This window comes from Blautia sp. OM06-15AC (assembly GCF_003481425.1).
GTDB lineage: Bacteria > Bacillota > Clostridia > Lachnospirales > Lachnospiraceae > Fusicatenibacter > Fusicatenibacter saccharivorans.
Genome location: NZ_QULD01000001.1, coordinates 289,638 through 307,363 on the forward strand (window position 1 = coordinate 289,638; position 17,726 = coordinate 307,363).

Below are 17,726 nucleotides of genomic sequence, written 5' to 3' on the forward strand. Positions count from 1 at the left end.
GCATCTTTTCTCCTGTTTTTCATATAATACAGGGAATGCAGAAGAAAGTGCGAAGGGCAGACCATGCGGAGATTCCGAAAAGTGCGGCACGTTCCTCTGCCGCTTCTGGCTGTGATGATGGCGGCTATTCTGTTTGCAGAGCTGGCACGGTGTGAAAGAGAAGGCGCGAAAGAGACAGCGGCGGAAGCAGAAAAAAGTGTGCCCCGCCGTGCGGCGCTGACATTTGATGACGGGCCGAATGCGTGCTATACGCCGGAGGTGCTTGAAATTTTAAAAGAAAATGAAATTCCGGCAACGTTTTTTCTGCAGGGGCAGTGTCTTGCCGGAAACGAAGAAATCGTCCGCCGGATGCATGCGGAAGGCCATCTGATCGGAAATCATACGTTTCATCATGTTCAGCTTACGAAAGTATCAGAAGAGGAAGCGAGGGAGGAGGTCGTGAAAACAAGCAATGCAATCTACGAGATCACAGGGGAATATCCCGTCTATATCCGTCCGCCGTTCGGGGAATGGAGAGAGGGGCTGGACCTTGCAGTGACGATGATCCCGGTACTCTGGGATGTGGATTCCCGCGACTGGGAGAGCCAGAACACTGCGTCGATCTGCAGCGCGGTGCTTCCGAATGTGAAGGATGGCAGCATTATTCTCATGCATGACGGCTACCGCGCGACGGTGGAAGCGCTGCGGCGGATCGTAAAAGAATTAAAAGAAGAGGGATACACGTTTGTGACGGTGCGTGAGCTGATTGAAGAATAGCTTCCGCGGATTCCATCGAACATAGTTGCGGAGAATCCGAGATTAAGGGGTTGAGGATACCCGCCAAAATGTGATAAGATAAATGGCAGGAAGAAAAATGGGGTGAAAAATACATGGATTTGTTTGATTATATGAAAGAAACCACAATGGAAAAAGAGTCCCCCCTCGCATCGCGCATGCGCCCGACAACGCTGGACGAGGTGGTTGGACAGGAGCACATCATCGGCCCTGGAAAGCTGTTGTACCGTGCGATCAAGGCGGATAAACTCGGCTCCGTCATTTTCTACGGCCCTCCGGGAACGGGAAAAACGACGCTTGCCCGCGTCATCGCCAACACGACAAGCGCAGAGTTTACCCAGCTGAATGCCACGACAGCCGGCAAAAAGGATATGGAAGAAGTCGTAAAAGAAGCGCAGCAGCGGATCGGCATGTACGGCAAAAAGACGATTCTTTTTGTCGACGAGATCCACCGCTTCAACAAGGGGCAACAGGATTATCTGCTTCCGTTTGTGGAGGACGGCACACTCGTTCTGATTGGCGCGACGACGGAAAACCCGTATTTCGAGGTCAACGGGGCGCTGATTTCGCGTTCCATTATCTTTGAATTAAAGCCGCTCGAAAAAGAGGACATCGAAAAACTGCTGGAGCGCGCGGTGACGGACCCGGTAAAGGGGCTCGGGACGTACAACGTTGTGCTCGATGCGGATGCAAAAGAGTTCCTCGCCGACATCGCAGGCGGTGACGCGAGAGCGGCCTTAAATGCAATCGAGCTGGGCGTCCTCTCGACGGAACGTCAGGCGGACGGAAAAATCCATATCGATCTCGAAACGGCATCGGAGTGCATCCAGAAACGCGTCGTGCGGTACGACAAGACGGGCGATCAGCATTACGATACGATCTCTGCATTTATCAAGAGCATGCGTGGTTCTGACCCGGATGCGGCGGTCTTTTATCTGGCCAAAATGCTGTATGCCGGGGAGGATATCAAGTTTATCGCCCGCCGCATCATGATCTGCGCGGCGGAGGATGTCGGCCTTGCCGATCCGAATGCCTTAAATGTAGCAGTTTCCGCGTCCCTTGCCGTGGAACGCGTCGGCATGCCGGAGGCGCAGATTATTCTGGCGGAGGCAGCCACGTATGTTGCCTGTGCACCGAAGAGTAATTCTTCGTGCGAGGCAGTCTTTGCGGCGATGAAGACGGTCGGAAGTGTGCGGACGTCGGTTCCGCCGCATCTGCAGGACGCCCATTACAAAGGTTCTGCCAAACTCGGCCACGGTCAAGGCTATCAGTATGCACATGATTACCCGAATCACTACGTCGAGCAGCAGTATCTGCCGGACGAGATCTTAGGAAGCCGTTTCCTTCATCTTGGAACGAACGGCTATGAGCAGAAGATCCGGGAAAACTTCAAAAAAATTGGAAAAGACATCGAATAAAAGGGGAAGAAATCATGACAGACTGGCTTGGAAAGCCGTATTATTCGCTGGACGCCTATCTGAAAAAGACGTTCGGGGAAAAAGTGTACAAGCTCTCGCTCGACGGCGGGATGACGTGTCCGAACCGGGACGGCACCTGCGGTGACCGGGGCTGCATTTTCTGCAGTGCGGGCGGCTCCGGTGATTTTGCCGGGGACAGAAACAAATCCATCCCGGAACAGATCCGGGAGCAGAAATCCCTCCTGCAGCAAAAGCGGCCGGTGCATAAGTTCATCGCCTATTTCCAGGCGTATACGAACACGTACGCGCCGGTGGAATATCTGGAAAAAATTTTCCGGGAGGCAATTTCGGACGAGGAGGTCGTGGTCCTTTCGATCGGAACGAGACCGGACTGCTTAGGGGAAGAGGTTCTTTCTCTGTTAGAAGAGCTGAACCGGATCAAACCGGTCTGGGTGGAGCTGGGACTGCAGACGATGCATGAAAAAACGGCACAGTATATCCGAAGGGGCTATCCGCTTTCCTGTTTTGAACAGGCAGTAAACGAGCTGTACAGGCGGGGGATTCCCGTGGTTGTCCACACGATCCTCGGTCTGCCGGGGGAGGGACAGGAAGAAGTCTTTGCAACAATGGATTACCTGAATGGACTTTCCATTTCCGGCATCAAGCTTCAGCTGCTTCATGTGCTGAAAAACACGGATCTTGCGGCGGACTACGCGGCCGGAAAATTTGAGGTGCTGGAGCAGGAGGCGTATCTTACTCTTGTCATCGACTGCCTGCGGCGCCTCCGTCCCGATCTTGTGATCCACCGTGTGACGGGAGACGGCCCCGGGGATCTTCTGATTGCACCAACATGGAGCCAGGCAAAACGCACCGTCTTAAATGAGCTGCATCATCGCATGAAAGAAGAACATGCGTATCAGGGACAGCTTCTGGACGAAGAAAAAGGAGGAAACACACCGTGATTGAATCATCCTTTACGTTATACAAACTGATTATTCTCTACATGCTGCAGAATGTGAATTTTCCGCTGTCAAATACACAGATTTCGGATTTTATCCTGGAAAAAGAGTACACGAACTACTTTCATCTCCAGGAGGCGTTAAGCGAGCTGCAGGATACAAAGCTGATCGAGATCGAGAAGGTGCGCAACACCTCGTACTACCACATGACTGAGGAGGGCAGCAAGACGCTTTCCTTCTTCGAAAACGAGATCTCTCCGGAAATCCGGGAGGAAATCGACCGCTATATGAAGGAACACTCCTATGAACTGCGGAAAAAAGCGTCCGTTGTGGCCGATTACTACAAGACCGCGGGAGATGACTACGAGGTCCGCTGTCAGGCAAGAGAGCGGAAGACGACTATTTTTGAGATTGTCGTGACGGTTCCGTCCGAGGAGGCGGCCAAAAAGATCTGCAGCAACTGGGAAAACCGGAGTCAGAAGATTTATGCTTCGATTATGAATGAACTGTCAAGATAACGATTGACAGGAATGGTGGCATATAATAGAATAAATTAGTATGTCTAAAAAGCATAAACATGGAAAACATAGTAAATAAGATTTTATATTCTAAAGGAGATAAAACCGTGCCTGATTATACAAAAGAAATTGAAAGACGGCGTACCTTTGCCATCATTTCCCACCCGGATGCCGGTAAAACCACACTGACTGAGAAATTCCTGCTGTACGGAGGAGCGATCAATCTCGCCGGTTCCGTAAAAGGAAAAGCGACTGCGCGCCATGCCGTATCCGACTGGATGGAGATCGAGAAAGAGCGTGGTATTTCCGTTACCTCTTCCGTTCTGCAGTTCAATTACGACGGCTACTGCATCAACATTCTGGATACCCCGGGACACCAGGACTTCTCGGAGGATACGTACCGTACCCTGATGGCAGCCGATTCCGCCGTCATGGTTATCGATGCATCGAAGGGTGTCGAGGCACAGACCAGAAAGCTGTTTAAAGTCTGTGTCATGCGCCACATCCCGATCTTTACCTTCATCAACAAGATGGACCGCGATGCGAACGATACCTTCGAGCTGCTCGACGAGATCGAAAAAGAGCTCGGCATTGCAACCTGCCCGATCAACTGGCCGATCGGTTCCGGAAAGAAATTCCGCGGTGTTTACGACCGTGACAAAAAGAAAGTCCTTACCTTCTCCGATACAATGAAGGGAACGAAGGAAGGTATCGAGGAAGAAATTGATATCGACGATCCGCATCTTCTCGATGTGGTCGATGAGGACCAGAAAGAACAGCTTATGGATGAGATCGAGCTGCTCGACGGCGCAAGTGCAGAGTTTGACCAGGAGCTTGTCAGCAAGGGAGAGCTCTCCCCGGTATTCTTCGGATCTGCGCTCACCAACTTTGGTGTGGAGACTTTTCTGCAGCACTTCCTCACGATGACGATGCCGCCGCTTCCGCGTACGGCAGACTGCGGCGTGATCGATCCGGTCAAAGAGGATTTCTCTGCGTTTGTCTTTAAAATCCAGGCAAACATGAACAAAGCACACCGTGACCGTATCGCATTCATGCGCATCTGCTCCGGCAAATTCGACGCCGGAATGGAAGTCTTCCATGTGCAGGGAGGAAAGAAAATGCGTCTTTCCCAGCCGCAGCAGATGATGGCGAGTGACCGTCATATTGTTGATGAAGCATACGCCGGCGATATCATCGGTGTATTTGACCCGGGTATCTTCTCCATCGGAGATACGATCTGTATGCCGGGCAAAAAATTCGCATACGAGGGAATTCCGACCTTCGCGCCGGAGCATTTTGCAAGAGTGCGCCAGCTCGATACGATGAAGAGAAAACAGTTCGTCAAGGGAATTTCCCAGATTGCACAGGAAGGTGCGATCCAGATTTTCCAGGAGTACAAAGGCGGCATGGAGGAGATCATCGTCGGCGTTGTCGGCGTCCTGCAGTTTGACGTTTTAAAATACCGTCTGGAGAACGAGTACAACGTGGATATCCGTCTGGAGAACCTGCCGTATGAGCACATCCGCTGGATCGCAAACAAAGAGGAGATCAACCTGGACCGTATTCAGGGTACATCCGATATGAAGAAGGTCATGGACCTCAAGGGAAATCCGCTGCTTCTCTTTGTCAATCCGTGGAGTGTCGGCATGGTACAGGATCGAAACAAAGACCTTGTGCTGACCGAATTCAGCAAAAACTAAGAACAAAAGCGCGGGATGCCGCTTAAAAAGGAGAAGGAATGAACTTATTCGATATTCTGGGCCCTGTGATGGTCGGTCCGTCGAGTTCGCACACAGCGGGGGCGGTGCGGATTGGATGGATGACGCAGAAACTTCTCGGGGAACAGCCGGTGGAAGCAAAAATACTGATGTACGGTTCCTTTGCCGCAACGGGAAAGGGCCATGGAACAGACCGCGGTCTCGTCGCGGGTCTTCTCGGCATGCGGCCGGATGACGAGCGGATTCCGGACAGCTTTGAAATTGCCCGGAAGATGGGTCTTTCCTATTCATTCGGCATCGCCAATCTGACGAGTGCCCATCCGAACAGCGTCGTTCTGGAAGTAAAGGGAAAGAGCGGCCGGACGCTCGAGGTGCAGGCGTGCTCCCTTGGCGGCGGCCGTATCATGATCAACCGCCTCGACGGGCTGGATGTCAACTGCAGCTGCGAGATTCCGACCCTGATCGTCCACAATCTGGACCAGCCGGGCCACGTAGCCGAGGTTACGTCGATGCTGGCACATAAGTCAGTCAACATTGCGAATATGTCCCTCTACCGCGACAAGAGAGGCGGATCGGCCGTCATGGTCGTGGAGATGGATCAGCCGCTTCCCAAAGAGTCGCTGGAATGGCTGGAGCATCTTGAGGGCATTGTAAAGGTAACATACATCAACGTAACGGAAGGAGAAGAGGACGATGTCTTATAATTCACTGGAAGAAATTGTCCGAGAGTGCCAGGAAAAAGACCTGCCGTTTGATGAAGTCATCCTTCTGGATGATATGAATGAGAGAAATGTAAGCCGCGAAGAGTCCATTGAGACGATGCGCGGCATGTGGGAAGCCATGAAAGGCGCTGAACGGAATTACGACGGTTCGCTGCAGTCGAGAAGCGGTCTTGTGGGCGGCGCCGGAAAGACGATGCGCGCGTATGTCGAGAGCGGGAACACGCTCTGCGGACCGTTTGTCGGAAAAGTTATGGCATCTGCACTTGCGATGGGTGAGTCAAACGCCTGCATGAAGCGGATCGTTGCAGCACCGACCGCAGGAGCGTGCGGTGTGCTTCCGGCTGTGCTCGTGAATTACCAGAAAGAGAAGGGGACAGCGGATGAGCAGATCGTGCGTGCGCTCTACACGGCAGCCGGTATCGGCCAGGTCGTTGCGGCGCGGGCCTACATTGCGGGCGCTTCCGGCGGCTGCCAGGCCGAAATCGGAACAGCAAGCGCGATGGCGGCAGGCGCACTGACCGCACTTGGCGGCGGCACTCCGTCCCAGATCACGCATGCGGCAGCGATGGCATTAAAGAACCTGCTCGGTCTCGTGTGTGACCCGGTCGGCGGTCTTGTCGAGGTCCCGTGCGTCAAACGGAATGTGATCGGTTCCGTGAATGCACTTTCTGCGGCGGACATGGCACTTGCGGGAATCATAAGCCGCATTCCGCCGGATCAGGTGATCGATGCGATGCGGGAAGTCGGCGACCAGATGCATCCGAGTCTGCGCGAAACCGGCCAGGGCGGCCTTGCCAACACGCCGGCAGCACGCGAGTGGTGCGCGGCACAGGAAGAAGAATAAAAAAAACTTTTATTTTCGGAAAACTTTTGGTATAATAAAGGAAAGTCAGCCAAGGAGGAGGTTCTTTAAGATGGCAGAGGCAAAAATTCAGAAAAGAAACACTTATACGATATATGATGACGAAGGAATCGGAACCGTGCAGATTGCAGACGAGGTGGTAGCTATTATCGCAGGACTTGCGGCAACGGAAGTGGACGGGGTAGCCTCCATGGCCGGAAATATTACCAACGAATTAGTCAGCAAGCTTGGCATGAAAAATCTTTCCAAGGGTGTCAAAGTTGATGTACTCGACGGCGTTGTCTGCGTGGATCTTGCCCTCAATCTCAAATATGGATACGAGATTCCGGCAACCTGCAAAAACGTACAGGAAAAAGTAAAAACAGCGATCGAGAATATGACAGGCCTGGAAGTTTCCGATGTCAATGTAGCCATTGCAGGCGTGAATATGGAACAGACGAAATAAAAAACAACGAACCGCGAGGGAATAAGGCGACCCCTTACAACCCCGCGGTTCTTGTTAACTATTCAGAGCCAGATGAAATGGAAGAAAAATAGTTAATTAACTATACAGGAAGGAATTAAAACAGACAATGAACAGAAGCAAACTTCGCGAAAATATTTTTAAACTTCTCTATACCGCAGAGTTCCAGGAGAAAGAGGAGATGCCGCAGCAGATGTCTCTTTACTTTACGTACTCTGACGACAACGACGAGGATGAAGAAGTAACCGTAAGCGAAAAAGATCAGACCTATATGGAAGAGAAATACCATCATGTGACCGAGCACATCCCGGAAATCGACGAGATGCTGAACCGTACTTCCGAGGGCTGGAAAACGACCCGTATGGGAAAAGTAGACCTGGCGATCCTGCGTCTTGCCGTTTACGAGATGAAATTCGACGAGGACGTTCCGGTCGGTGTAGCCATCAACGAGGCCGTTGAGCTGGCAAAACGCTTCGGCAGAGACCAGTCTCCGTCCTTTATCAACGGTATTCTTGGAAAACTGGCAAGAGAAGAAGATGAGAAATAAAAATCAGAATGTTTACACCGTAGGCCAGGTCAATTCATACATCAAAAACATCTTTGACCAGGACTATATGCTCCGCCGGATTTACGTCAGCGGAGAAGTAAGCAACTGTAAATACCATCCGTCCGGCCATATCTATTTTTCCTTAAAAGATGCGGAAGGAACCATTTCCTGTGTCATGTTCGCCGGTTCGCGGCGCGGCCTTGCCTTCCCGATGCGGGACGGCGATAACGTGATTGTCGGCGGCAGCATCAGCGTCTATGAGCGGGACGGAAAGTATCAGATCTATGCAAAAGAGATCACAAAAGAGGGCGCCGGCCTTTTATACGAAAAGTATCTGGCCCTAAAAGCAGAACTGGAAGAGATGGGCATGTTTGCCCCGGAGTACAAGCAGCCGATTCCTGCGTATGTAAAGAAAATCGGCGTTGTCACAGCACCGACGGGAGCTGCTGTGCAGGATATCAAAAACATTGCACTCCGCCGGAATCCCTTTGTCCAGATCATCCTCTACCCGGCCCTGGTGCAGGGAGAGGGAGCGGCGGACAGCATCGTGGAGGGCATACGCCGTCTGGACGTACTGAATCTGGATGTGCTGATCGTGGGCCGCGGAGGCGGTTCGATCGAGGATCTTTGGGCGTTCAATGAGGAAAAAGTAGCGCGTGCCGTTTTTTCCTGCCATACGCCGGTGATCTCCGCCGTCGGCCATGAGACCGACACAACGATCATCGATTTCGTGGCAGATCTGCGCGCCCCGACCCCGTCCGCAGCGGCGGAGCTGGCGGTCGCTGATGTCCGCGCGGTACTCAACACACTGGAAAATTATAAAAGCCGCATGAACCATGCGATGGCAAACCAGACGCAGAGAGCGAGAAGCCGCCTTCTGCAGTACGAGACAAAGTGGAAGTATCTCGGACCGGAAAATAAGATCCGTGACCAGAGAGCACGCCACGCCGAGCTGGAGCGTCGGTATACAGATGCGATGGAAGAAAAGCTCAAAGAAGCGCGCCACCGCCTTGCCCTTTACATTCAGGCGATGAAGGGTCTGTCCCCGCTGGACAAGCTGAACCAGGGCTATTCCTACGTGGAAAAAGAAGGAAAAGCCATCACTTCGGTGCAGGATGTCAAAGAAGGTGATCTGCTCGAAATCTGTGTATCAGACGGAAAGATCACAGCGCGCGCAGAGAAGACATCGGCCGTATCCTGGATGGAACAATCGTGAAAAAGCAGAGAATCGAGAAAACATGGGAAATATGGAAGCAGAAGAGAGAAAAGAAGAAGGAACCCCTTCCGGTGAGACACTGGAAGCAGCATTTGGAAAACTGGATCAGATGCTCGAAACGCTGGAGAGCAGCGATGTCAGCCTGGAAGACTCCTTTCGTTTATACAAGGAGGGAATGGAGCTTTTGAATGAATGCAGTCAGAAAATTGACCGCGTCGAGAAAAAAATGCTCCAGATGAATGAGGATGGAACATTCAGAGAATTTTAAAGCGGTACTCGAAGAAAAAACGCGGGAAACGGAAAGTATCATTGCCGCTTACCTGCCGAAAGAGGAAGGCTTTGCAAAGGAACTGGCAAAAGCCATGAATTACAGTATGACAGCGGGCGGAAAGAGGCTTCGTCCGCTGCTTTTGCAGGAGAGTTTCCGTCTGTTCGGCGGAACCGGGGAGGCAGTAAAACCATTTATGGCAGCCATGGAGATGATTCACACCCATTCCCTGATCCACGATGATCTCCCTGCGATCGACAACGACGATTACCGCCGCGGCAGAAAAACGACCCATGTCGTCTTCGGGGAGGCCGTCGGCGTGCTGGCAGGAGATGCCCTTTTAAACTATGCATACGAGACAGCCTGGAAAGCCTTTCCACTGGAGGAGCACACCGACCGCGTAGTGCGTGCTTTTGGCATTCTCTGTCAGAAAACCGGAATTTCCGGCATGTTGGGCGGTCAGAGTGTTGACGTGATGAATGAAAAAGCCGGCCATTTCGCCATCGACCGTGAGATGCTGGACTACATTTACGAGAACAAGACTTCGGCGCTTTTAGAGGCTGCCATGATGGCAGGTGCGGCACTTGCAGGAGCAAACGACGATGATCTTGACGCGCTCTGCCGGATTGCCTCCAAAGTCGGAATCGCGTTCCAGATCCGGGACGACATCCTGGATGTCACATCCACGATGGAGGAGCTTGGAAAGCCGGTTTTCAGCGATGAAAAGAATGAAAAAACAACGTATGTGACGATGTTTGGCACAGACGGGGCGGAGCAGGAGGTAAAACGGCTCACGAAAGAGGCCGTGGACGAACTGAAAAATCTGTCCTGTCCGGGAGATAAAATATTTCTGGAAGAGCTGTTTGAATCTCTGACTTCCAGAAAAAAGTAAGGGATGATTTCATGTTAGAAAAAATACAGAAACCAAACGATATTAAGAAGATTCCGGCGGACCAGCTTCCGGCGCTTGCAGAGGAAATCCGGGAATTTATTATCGAGTCTTTGAGTAAAACCGGCGGCCATCTGGCGTCCAATCTTGGTGTCGTGGAACTGACGATTGCGATGCACCGCGTCTTCGATCTTCCAAAAGACAAGCTGATCTGGGATGTGGGACACCAGTCCTACACGCACAAGATTCTGACCGGGCGGAAAGACGGGTTTGAAACGCTGCGCCGGGAAGGCGGCATCAGCGGATTCCCGAAGCGGAGCGAGAGTGACTGCGATGTATTCGACACCGGCCACAGCTCGACCTCGATTTCCGCAGGCGTCGGCTATGTGCGTGCACGGGAACTGAAAAAAGAAAATTATTCCGTTGTTTCGATCATCGGAGATGGTGCGCTGACCGGCGGCATGGCGTACGAGGCGCTGAACAATGCGGCCAGCCTGAAATCGAATTTTATTATCGTTTTAAATGACAACGAAATGTCGATCACCGAGAATGTCGGCGGTATGTCATCGTACCTGTCCGGCCTTCGGACGGCATCGGCGTACACGGATTTCAAGATGGATGTCACAAAGGCATTGAACCGCATTCCGGGCATCGGACCTGGCATGGTGGATGCGATGCGGAAGACGAAAAGCAGCATCAAACAGATCATCATTCCGGGCATGCTGTTTGAGGATATGGGACTTACGTATTTAGGTCCTGTGGACGGCCACAACATTCCGCAGCTGATCAAGATCTTCCAGGAAGCAAAACGGTTTGAAGGACCGATTCTGGTGCATGTCCTGACACAGAAGGGCCGCGGCTATGAGCCGGCGATGCGCCACCCGGCAAGATTCCACGGTGCGGGTCCGTTCGATGTGAAAACAGGATTGCCGGTTGGAAAATCCAATCCGACGTACACGGATGTCTTTTCCACGGTCATGCGGAAAATGGGAGATCGAAGAAAGGATGTTGCGGCAGTCACGGCGGCGATGATGACCGGTGTCGGACTGAAACGCTTCTCCAACATGTTCCCGGACCGCTGTTTCGATGTGGGAATCGCAGAAGAGCACGCGGTGACATTTGCAGCGGCACTGTCACTCGGCGGCATTACGCCTGTCGTTGCGATTTATTCTTCATTCCTGCAGCGGGCGTACGATCAGATCATGCATGACGTCTGTATGCAGAATCTCCATGTCGTCTTTGCGATTGACCGCGCCGGTCTTGTGGGCTACGACGGGGAGACACACCACGGCATTTTCGACCTTTCCTATCTGGGTTCGATGCCGAATATGACAATTCTTGCACCGAAGAACCTCTGGGAGCTTTCGGATATGATCAAATTTGCGGTCGATTACGACGGCCCGATCGCGGTGCGCTACCCGAGAGGGGAAGCGTATACGGGATTAAAAGAGTTCCGTGCGCCCATCTGCCTCGGAAAATCAGAAGTGATCCATGAGGGAAGCCGTGTTGCACTTCTTGCCGTCGGCAGTATGGTAAAAATGGCAGAAGAAGTGCAGAAACAGTTAAAAGAGCGGATGGATATGGATGCGGCGCTTGTGAATGCGCGGTTCGTCAAACCAATCGATGAAGAACTTCTTCGAAGCTTTGCCGATACGTATGAGCTTGTCGTAACACTCGAGGAAAATGTAAAAGACGGCGGCTTTGGAGAGCGCGTCCTTGCTTTTGCCGAGGAAGAAGACCTTCCGTTCGGCGTGGAGATCATTGCACTGCCGGACCGCTTTATTCCGCACGGAAGTGTATCATACCAGATGAAACAGGTCGGCTTTACGCCGGAAGATATCTGCGGCAGAATTGAGGAATACTACAGAAAACAGGGGCAGGAAGAAAGATGAAAAAACGATTAGATGTATTACTGGTAGAACGGGGCCTTGCCACATCGCGGGAAAAAGCGAAAGCCATGATTATGGCAGGAGAAGTTCTGGTGGACAATGAGCGGGAGGACAAAGCCGGTTCCATGTTCCCGGAAGAAGTGGAGATTGTCTTAAAAGGAAAACCACTGCCGTATGTGAGCCGCGGCGGCTTAAAGTTAGAGAAAGCAATGAAAAACTTTGACCTTACCCTGGATGGAAAGGTCTGCATGGATGTCGGAGCATCCACCGGCGGCTTTACCGACTGTATGCTGCAGAACGGCGCCGTCAAGGTATATTCCGTGGATGTCGGTCACGGCCAGCTCGACTGGAAGCTGCGGAACGATCCGCGCGTTGTCTGTATGGAGCGCACGAACATCCGTTACGTCGTGACGGAGGATATCGAGGAGAGACCGTCCTTCGTATCGATCGACGTATCGTTTATCTCCCTGACCAAGGTGCTGCTTCCGGTCCGGAATCTGATGGAAGAGAACGGCGAAATTGCAGCTCTGATCAAGCCGCAGTTTGAGGCAGGACGCGAAAAAGTCGGCAAAAAGGGTGTTGTCCGTGATCCGGCTGTACACAAAGAAGTCATTGAGATGGTCATTTCCTATGCGAAAAGCATTTCCTTCGGCGTGCGCCATCTGGAATTTTCTCCGATCAAAGGACCGGAGGGAAATATCGAGTATCTCGTTCATCTTGTCCGGCTGCCGGACGGCGTGACAGAGGAAGAGACCAATGTCGATGTAGACGCCGTTGTAAAGAGCGCACACGATACACTGGATAAATAAAAGGGTTAAGGAGCATGATATGGAGCGATTTTACCTGATCACAAACAGAGCAAAAGACCCGGACCTTACCGTGACAGACCAGATCAGGCAATATCTGGAGGAGCGCGGAAAAACGTGTCTTCTCTGCGATAACAGCGAAAAAGGGGAAAAATACCATTATACGGATCCGGCGAAGGTTCCGTCAGATATCGACGGCATTCTGGTGCTCGGTGGTGACGGCACGCTTCTGCAGGCAGCAGGCGACGTGGTGGATTTACAGATTCCACTGCTCGGCATCAATCTGGGAACGCTCGGCTATCTTGCGGAAATCGACCGTGACACGCTTTATCCGGCGCTGGATCATCTGATGGCAGATGAGTATACGATTGAGCACCGCATGATGCTCTGCGGATCGATTTACCGGGACGGAAAGCTGATTGCGGAGGACGCGGCACTCAACGACATTACGATCACCCGTGAGGGAAACCTGCGTGTCGTCCGGTTCGACAATTACGTCAACGGGGAGTTTTTAAATTCCTACAGCGCCGACGGCATTATCATCGCAACGCCGACCGGTTCGACCGGCTACAGCCTCTCCGCGGGCGGCCCGATCATCTCACCGTCAGCCAGCCTGATGCTGATGACACCGCTTGCCCCGCACACCCTGAATACGAGAAGCATTGTCTTTCCGGCAGAGGATGTGATCGAGGTGGAGCTCGGGCCTTCGAGAGACGGCGGCATTGAACAGGGCATGGCATATTTTGACGGCGACACCCGCGTTCCGATGAAAACCGGCGACCGGATCGTGATCAAAAAGGCCAGACGGGATACTCTGATTGTGAAGATCAGCAACATCAGTTTTCTGGAGACATTAAGAAAGAAAATGGCAAACATTTAAGATATAGTTACTGGGGAAGGATGCTTGAAATGAAAATCGCGAGACATGCACAGATTATCAAATTAATTAACCAATATGACATTGAAACACAGGAGGAGCTGGCAAAGAAGCTGGAGGAGAGCGGCTTTGCCGTAACGCAGGCGACGATTTCGAGGGATATCCGCCAGCTGAAGCTCACAAAAGTACCAAAAGAGAACGGCGGAAGCCGCTATGCGGTTCTGCAGAACGCACCGTCCGAGGTTGGGAGCCGCTATGCGCGCGTGTTAAAAGACGCGTATATTTCCGTTGATCTTGCCAAGAATATTCTGGTCATCAAAACCGTGTCTGGAATGGCGATGGCGGCGGCAGCGGCTTTCGATGAGATGAACTGGAATGAAATTGTCGGCTGCATCGGCGGAGACGATACGATTCTCTGCGTGGCAAGAGACGATGATGCGGCGCTTGTGGCAGCAGAACGACTGAAAAAAATGGTGGACGGCATGGAGGAGACGGGCGAAGAGTTCTAAAGAACGCACGTCTCTGCAAAAAGAGACAAAAAGATGACAGCAGGTGTGACACCGGAGGAAAAGAATGCTCACAAACTTACACGTAAAAAATCTGGCCCTGATCGACGAAGCGGAAGTGGAGTTCGGTCCGGGCCTGAATATACTGACCGGAGAAACCGGAGCCGGAAAATCCATCCTGATCGGTTCGATCAACGCGGCGCTTGGAAAGAAGATATCCCGCGAGATGATCCGGACGGGAGAGACAAGCGCGCTGGTGGAACTGGTCTTTGAAACCGAAAATCCGCATGTGCTGGAGCTGTTAAAAGAGATGGATCTCGAGGCGGAGGAGGGTCAGGTGATTATTTCCAGAAAGATCACCGGATCCCGCAGCGTCTGCCGCATCAATGGCGAGGCATGCAATATCTCGCAGGTAAAAGCTCTTGCGTCCCTGCTGCTCGACATCCACGGCCAGCATGAGCACCAGTCGCTGCTCTATCCGGACCGGCAGATCGCGATTCTTGACGCGTTTGCGGGAACCGAGGCGGCCACGGCAAAAGGAGAGGTCCGGGCGCTGTACCAGGAGTGGAAGAATGTCCGAAAGGAGCTCTCGGCGTACGAACTCGACGAGGAGGCAAGAAAGCGGGAGGCAGCATTTCTTACGTTTGAAATCAACGAGATTGATCAGGCAGAGCTAAAAGAGGGCGAGGACGAAGCGTTGGAAACTGCGTACCGGAAAATGGGCCATGCGAAAAAGATCGCGGAATCTCTGCAGACGGTATATGCGATCACCGGCTACGGTGCAGAGAACAGCGCCGGGGAGCAGGTCGGCCGCGCAATCCGGGAGCTGCAGCAGGCCGCGGTGTACGACGATGCACTTTCCGGTCCGTCGCAGACCCTTTCCGATATTGACGGACTGCTGAATGATTTCAACCGCGAAATTTCCGCATATCTTTCCGAACTGACCTTTTCCGAAGAAGAGTATTACGAGACGGAAAAGCGGCTCGACGAGATCAACCGCCTGAAAGCAAAGTATGGAAAGACGATGGAAGAGATCGCCGCATACCGCGAAGAACAGCAGAAAAAACTGGAAAAACTGGAAAATTTTGAGAGCTGCCGCGCCGCACTGCAGGAGCAGTTACAGAAAACGGAGCAGAAACTGGATGCGGCCGCACATAATCTGTCCAAAATCCGCAGAAACTATGCAAAACGGCTCGAAACACAGATTATCGAAGGTCTGCGCGACCTGAATTTCCTGCATGTCGCATTTGAAATTTCATTTGAAAAGACAAAAAGCTACACCGAAAACGGAACCGATGCTGTGGAGTTCTTAATCTCCACAAACCCGGGCGAAGCGATCCGTCCGCTGGCGAAAGTTGTTTCCGGCGGTGAACTGTCGCGAATCATGCTTGCAATCAAGACGATTCTTGCCGACCGCGACGAGACAGAAACCCTGATTTTCGATGAAATCGACACCGGAATCAGCGGAAGGACGGCGCAGAAAGTTTCCGAAAAAATGGCACAGATCGGGCAGCGCCATCAGGTCATCTGCATCACCCATCTGCCGCAGATCGCAGCGATGGCAGATTCTCATTTTGAAATCGAAAAAAACGTCGAAGAAAACGAGACCGTCACATCGATCCATCCATTATCCGAGGAAGATTCTGTCAGAGAACTGGCAAGAATGCTCGGCGGCGCGAAAATTACGGATTCTGTTCTGGCAAATGCCAGCGAGATGAAGGAATTGGCACAGGTACAAAAATCTGCAAGACTCAAATAAAGAGAAGTCCGCATACTAAGAGGGAAATCACGAAACAAAGCGTGGTTTCCCTCTTTTTCGCGGGCGGCGAGTCAAAGTCCGTGCCTGCACGAGAACTTGACGACCGCCGCGAAAACAAAAGAAATGCCGCAGTTCTGCCCTGCGGCGGAAAGGATGGGAATGCAAATGACGAGAAAACAAAAATACCGAAGAGTCCTGCTTGCGCTGGCGGCGCTGTTTCTGATCCTCGCTGTTCTTCTTGGCTACGATGCCATGCGCGAATCCCTGCCGGATACGATGTATGTGGATGAGAACAGCGAAAGCCCGTTTCAGCCGCTCACGAAACATCCGCTTCTGACGATTTCGGAAGATACGAAGGAAGCAGAAAAAACCGAATTCGGAGAAACGGGAGAAACGGTTGTAGAATGTTCCGCCGCCGGGATCCCGCTGAAAAAGATCCGTGTGATCCAGGAAGAACGGCCGAAAGTTGCCGTCTGCGGCGCGCCGGTCGGTATCTATATGGAGACCGACGGTGTGATGGTGATCCGTACAGCCGAAATCCGTTCGTCCGACGGAACCGTCAGCCGTCCGTCAGAAAATATTCTGCGGGAAGGCGACTATATCACAAAAGTAAACGGACAGAGCATCCGCAGCAAGCAGGAGCTGATTGATGCAGTAAAAGTATCAAACGGTTCCCCGGTGTGTCTTTCCCTGCTTCGGGACGGGGAAACGATCGAAGTGCAGGTGACACCGCAGAAAAGCCAGGACGGCACCTGCCGCCTCGGGGCCTGGGTCCGCGACAATATGCAGGGAATCGGAACACTGACTTTCGTGGAACCGGACGGAACCTTTGCAGCGCTCGGCCATGGAATCAGTGATGTCGATACCGGAAAAATGCTCCAATTGAACGGCGGAGAACTGTATCTGACACAGATTCTGTCTGTGATCCCGGGAAAAGCGGGTGTACCGGGTGAACTGCAGGGCGTGATCCATTACGAAGAAAAGAACCGTATCGGGTCAGTGGCGGAGAATACCATCTACGGTATCCACGGCGTTCTGGACAGGGAAAAAAGCAGTGCACTGCCGCTTACCGTGACGGAAATTGCCTACCGGCAGGAGATCGAGACGGGCCCGGCCACCGTGCGGATGTGCGTGGACAATACGGTAGAAGAGTATGAGGCGGAGATTACAGAAATCGATCTTGGAAGCGAGAATACGAACAAAAATTTTGTGCTCGAAATTACCGATCAACGGCTGCTACAGAAAACCGGCGGCATCGTACAGGGAAATTCCGGCTCGCCGGTGCTCCAGAACGGAAGGCTGATCGGCGCCATTACCCATGTTTTCGTAAACCATCCGGAAAAAGGCTACGGTGTCTTTGCGGAAAACATGCTTGCACGGAACTGAAAAAATATGCGTTAATTTGGTTGGAATTGTTACAAACTTCCGAATTTTTACGGAAAATGTCGATCGAATTTTCAAAAAATTACGGGAAATATATTGAAAATGCGAAAAAATAAAATTATAATGTCTGTGTGATTGGAAAAAGTTCAGAA

General features: G+C 52.1%; 18 protein-coding genes. All 18 read left to right on the forward strand.

Annotated features, from left to right (window positions below; translation table 11 throughout):
- The first annotated feature begins 81 nt into the window (after positions 1 to 81).
- The 18 genes from DXB83_RS01520 to spoIVB all read left to right on the forward strand — a co-directional run bounded on the left by DXB83_RS01520 (position 82) and on the right by spoIVB (position 17,577).
- Positions 82 to 756 (forward strand): polysaccharide deacetylase family protein, encoded by a 675-nt coding sequence (locus tag DXB83_RS01520; RefSeq protein WP_158581083.1) that lies wholly within the window; start codon positions 82 to 84, stop codon positions 754 to 756.
- Positions 757 to 869: 113 nt separating this feature from the next.
- A complete protein-coding gene (locus tag DXB83_RS01525) occupies positions 870 to 2,192 on the forward strand; it encodes a replication-associated recombination protein A (RefSeq protein WP_022462529.1) in 1,323 nt (440 codons plus the stop codon).
- A gap of 14 nt (positions 2,193 to 2,206) precedes the next feature.
- Positions 2,207 to 3,154, forward strand: coding sequence for a TIGR01212 family radical SAM protein (locus DXB83_RS01530; RefSeq protein WP_118697199.1), 948 nt, complete (start codon positions 2,207 to 2,209; stop codon positions 3,152 to 3,154).
- The gene (locus DXB83_RS01535; protein ID WP_022462531.1) at positions 3,151 to 3,669 is read left to right on the forward strand and encodes a DUF4364 family protein; all 519 of its coding nucleotides are present in this window, start codon (positions 3,151 to 3,153) and stop codon (positions 3,667 to 3,669) included. Before DXB83_RS01530 ends, DXB83_RS01535 begins: the two co-directional genes overlap by 4 nt.
- Positions 3,670 to 3,776: 107 nt before the next feature.
- Positions 3,777 to 5,369, forward strand: a complete 1,593-nt coding sequence (locus DXB83_RS01540) for a peptide chain release factor 3 (protein ID WP_022462532.1) — start codon at positions 3,777 to 3,779, stop codon at positions 5,367 to 5,369.
- Between the two features lie 38 nt (positions 5,370 to 5,407).
- Positions 5,408 to 6,091: an L-serine ammonia-lyase, iron-sulfur-dependent subunit beta gene (gene sdaAB, locus DXB83_RS01545; RefSeq protein WP_055218253.1), complete on the forward strand. Its 684-nt coding sequence runs from the start codon at positions 5,408 to 5,410 to the stop codon at positions 6,089 to 6,091.
- Complete coding sequence (gene sdaAA / locus DXB83_RS01550) at positions 6,081 to 6,953, forward strand: L-serine ammonia-lyase, iron-sulfur-dependent, subunit alpha (protein WP_055228454.1); 873 nt, start codon at positions 6,081 to 6,083, stop codon at positions 6,951 to 6,953. Before sdaAB ends, sdaAA begins: the two co-directional genes overlap by 11 nt.
- A 70-nt stretch (positions 6,954 to 7,023) precedes the next feature.
- On the forward strand, positions 7,024 to 7,416 hold the full coding sequence (locus DXB83_RS01555; RefSeq protein ID WP_022463352.1) for an Asp23/Gls24 family envelope stress response protein: 393 nt from the start codon (positions 7,024 to 7,026) through the stop codon (positions 7,414 to 7,416).
- Between the two features lie 127 nt (positions 7,417 to 7,543).
- On the forward strand, positions 7,544 to 7,981 hold the full coding sequence (gene nusB, locus DXB83_RS01560; protein ID WP_022463351.1) for a transcription antitermination factor NusB: 438 nt from the start codon (positions 7,544 to 7,546) through the stop codon (positions 7,979 to 7,981).
- Positions 7,971 to 9,197: an exodeoxyribonuclease VII large subunit gene (xseA, locus tag DXB83_RS01565; protein ID WP_117509110.1), complete on the forward strand. Its 1,227-nt coding sequence runs from the start codon at positions 7,971 to 7,973 to the stop codon at positions 9,195 to 9,197. Before nusB ends, xseA begins: the two co-directional genes overlap by 11 nt.
- Positions 9,198 to 9,219: 22 nt before the next feature.
- A complete protein-coding gene (gene xseB, locus DXB83_RS01570) occupies positions 9,220 to 9,465 on the forward strand; it encodes an exodeoxyribonuclease VII small subunit (RefSeq protein WP_226906307.1) in 246 nt (81 codons plus the stop codon).
- Positions 9,443 to 10,357 carry a polyprenyl synthetase family protein gene (locus DXB83_RS01575; RefSeq protein WP_330410087.1) on the forward strand — a complete coding sequence of 305 codons (915 nt, stop codon included), beginning with the start codon at positions 9,443 to 9,445 and terminating at the stop codon, positions 10,355 to 10,357. The genes xseB and DXB83_RS01575 overlap by 23 nt, the downstream gene beginning before the upstream one ends.
- 11 nt (positions 10,358 to 10,368) lie before the next feature.
- Positions 10,369 to 12,246 carry a 1-deoxy-D-xylulose-5-phosphate synthase gene (gene dxs / locus DXB83_RS01580; RefSeq protein WP_118697200.1) on the forward strand — a complete coding sequence of 626 codons (1,878 nt, stop codon included), beginning with the start codon at positions 10,369 to 10,371 and terminating at the stop codon, positions 12,244 to 12,246.
- Positions 12,243 to 13,052: a TlyA family RNA methyltransferase gene (locus DXB83_RS01585; RefSeq protein ID WP_055267045.1), complete on the forward strand. Its 810-nt coding sequence runs from the start codon at positions 12,243 to 12,245 to the stop codon at positions 13,050 to 13,052. The genes dxs and DXB83_RS01585 overlap by 4 nt, the downstream gene beginning before the upstream one ends.
- Positions 13,053 to 13,071: 19 nt before the next feature.
- Positions 13,072 to 13,929 carry an NAD(+)/NADH kinase gene (locus tag DXB83_RS01590; RefSeq protein WP_022463345.1) on the forward strand — a complete coding sequence of 286 codons (858 nt, stop codon included), beginning with the start codon at positions 13,072 to 13,074 and terminating at the stop codon, positions 13,927 to 13,929.
- A 29-nt stretch (positions 13,930 to 13,958) separates the two neighbouring features.
- A complete protein-coding gene (gene argR, locus DXB83_RS01595) occupies positions 13,959 to 14,435 on the forward strand; it encodes an arginine repressor (RefSeq protein ID WP_022463344.1) in 477 nt (158 codons plus the stop codon).
- A gap of 64 nt (positions 14,436 to 14,499) precedes the next feature.
- A complete protein-coding gene (gene recN / locus DXB83_RS01600; protein ID WP_117509106.1) occupies positions 14,500 to 16,191 on the forward strand; it encodes a DNA repair protein RecN in 1,692 nt (563 codons plus the stop codon).
- Positions 16,192 to 16,356: 165 nt separating this feature from the next.
- Positions 16,357 to 17,577 carry a SpoIVB peptidase gene (spoIVB, locus tag DXB83_RS01605; protein WP_070103244.1) on the forward strand — a complete coding sequence of 407 codons (1,221 nt, stop codon included), beginning with the start codon at positions 16,357 to 16,359 and terminating at the stop codon, positions 17,575 to 17,577.
- Positions 17,578 to 17,726 lie beyond the last annotated feature (149 nt).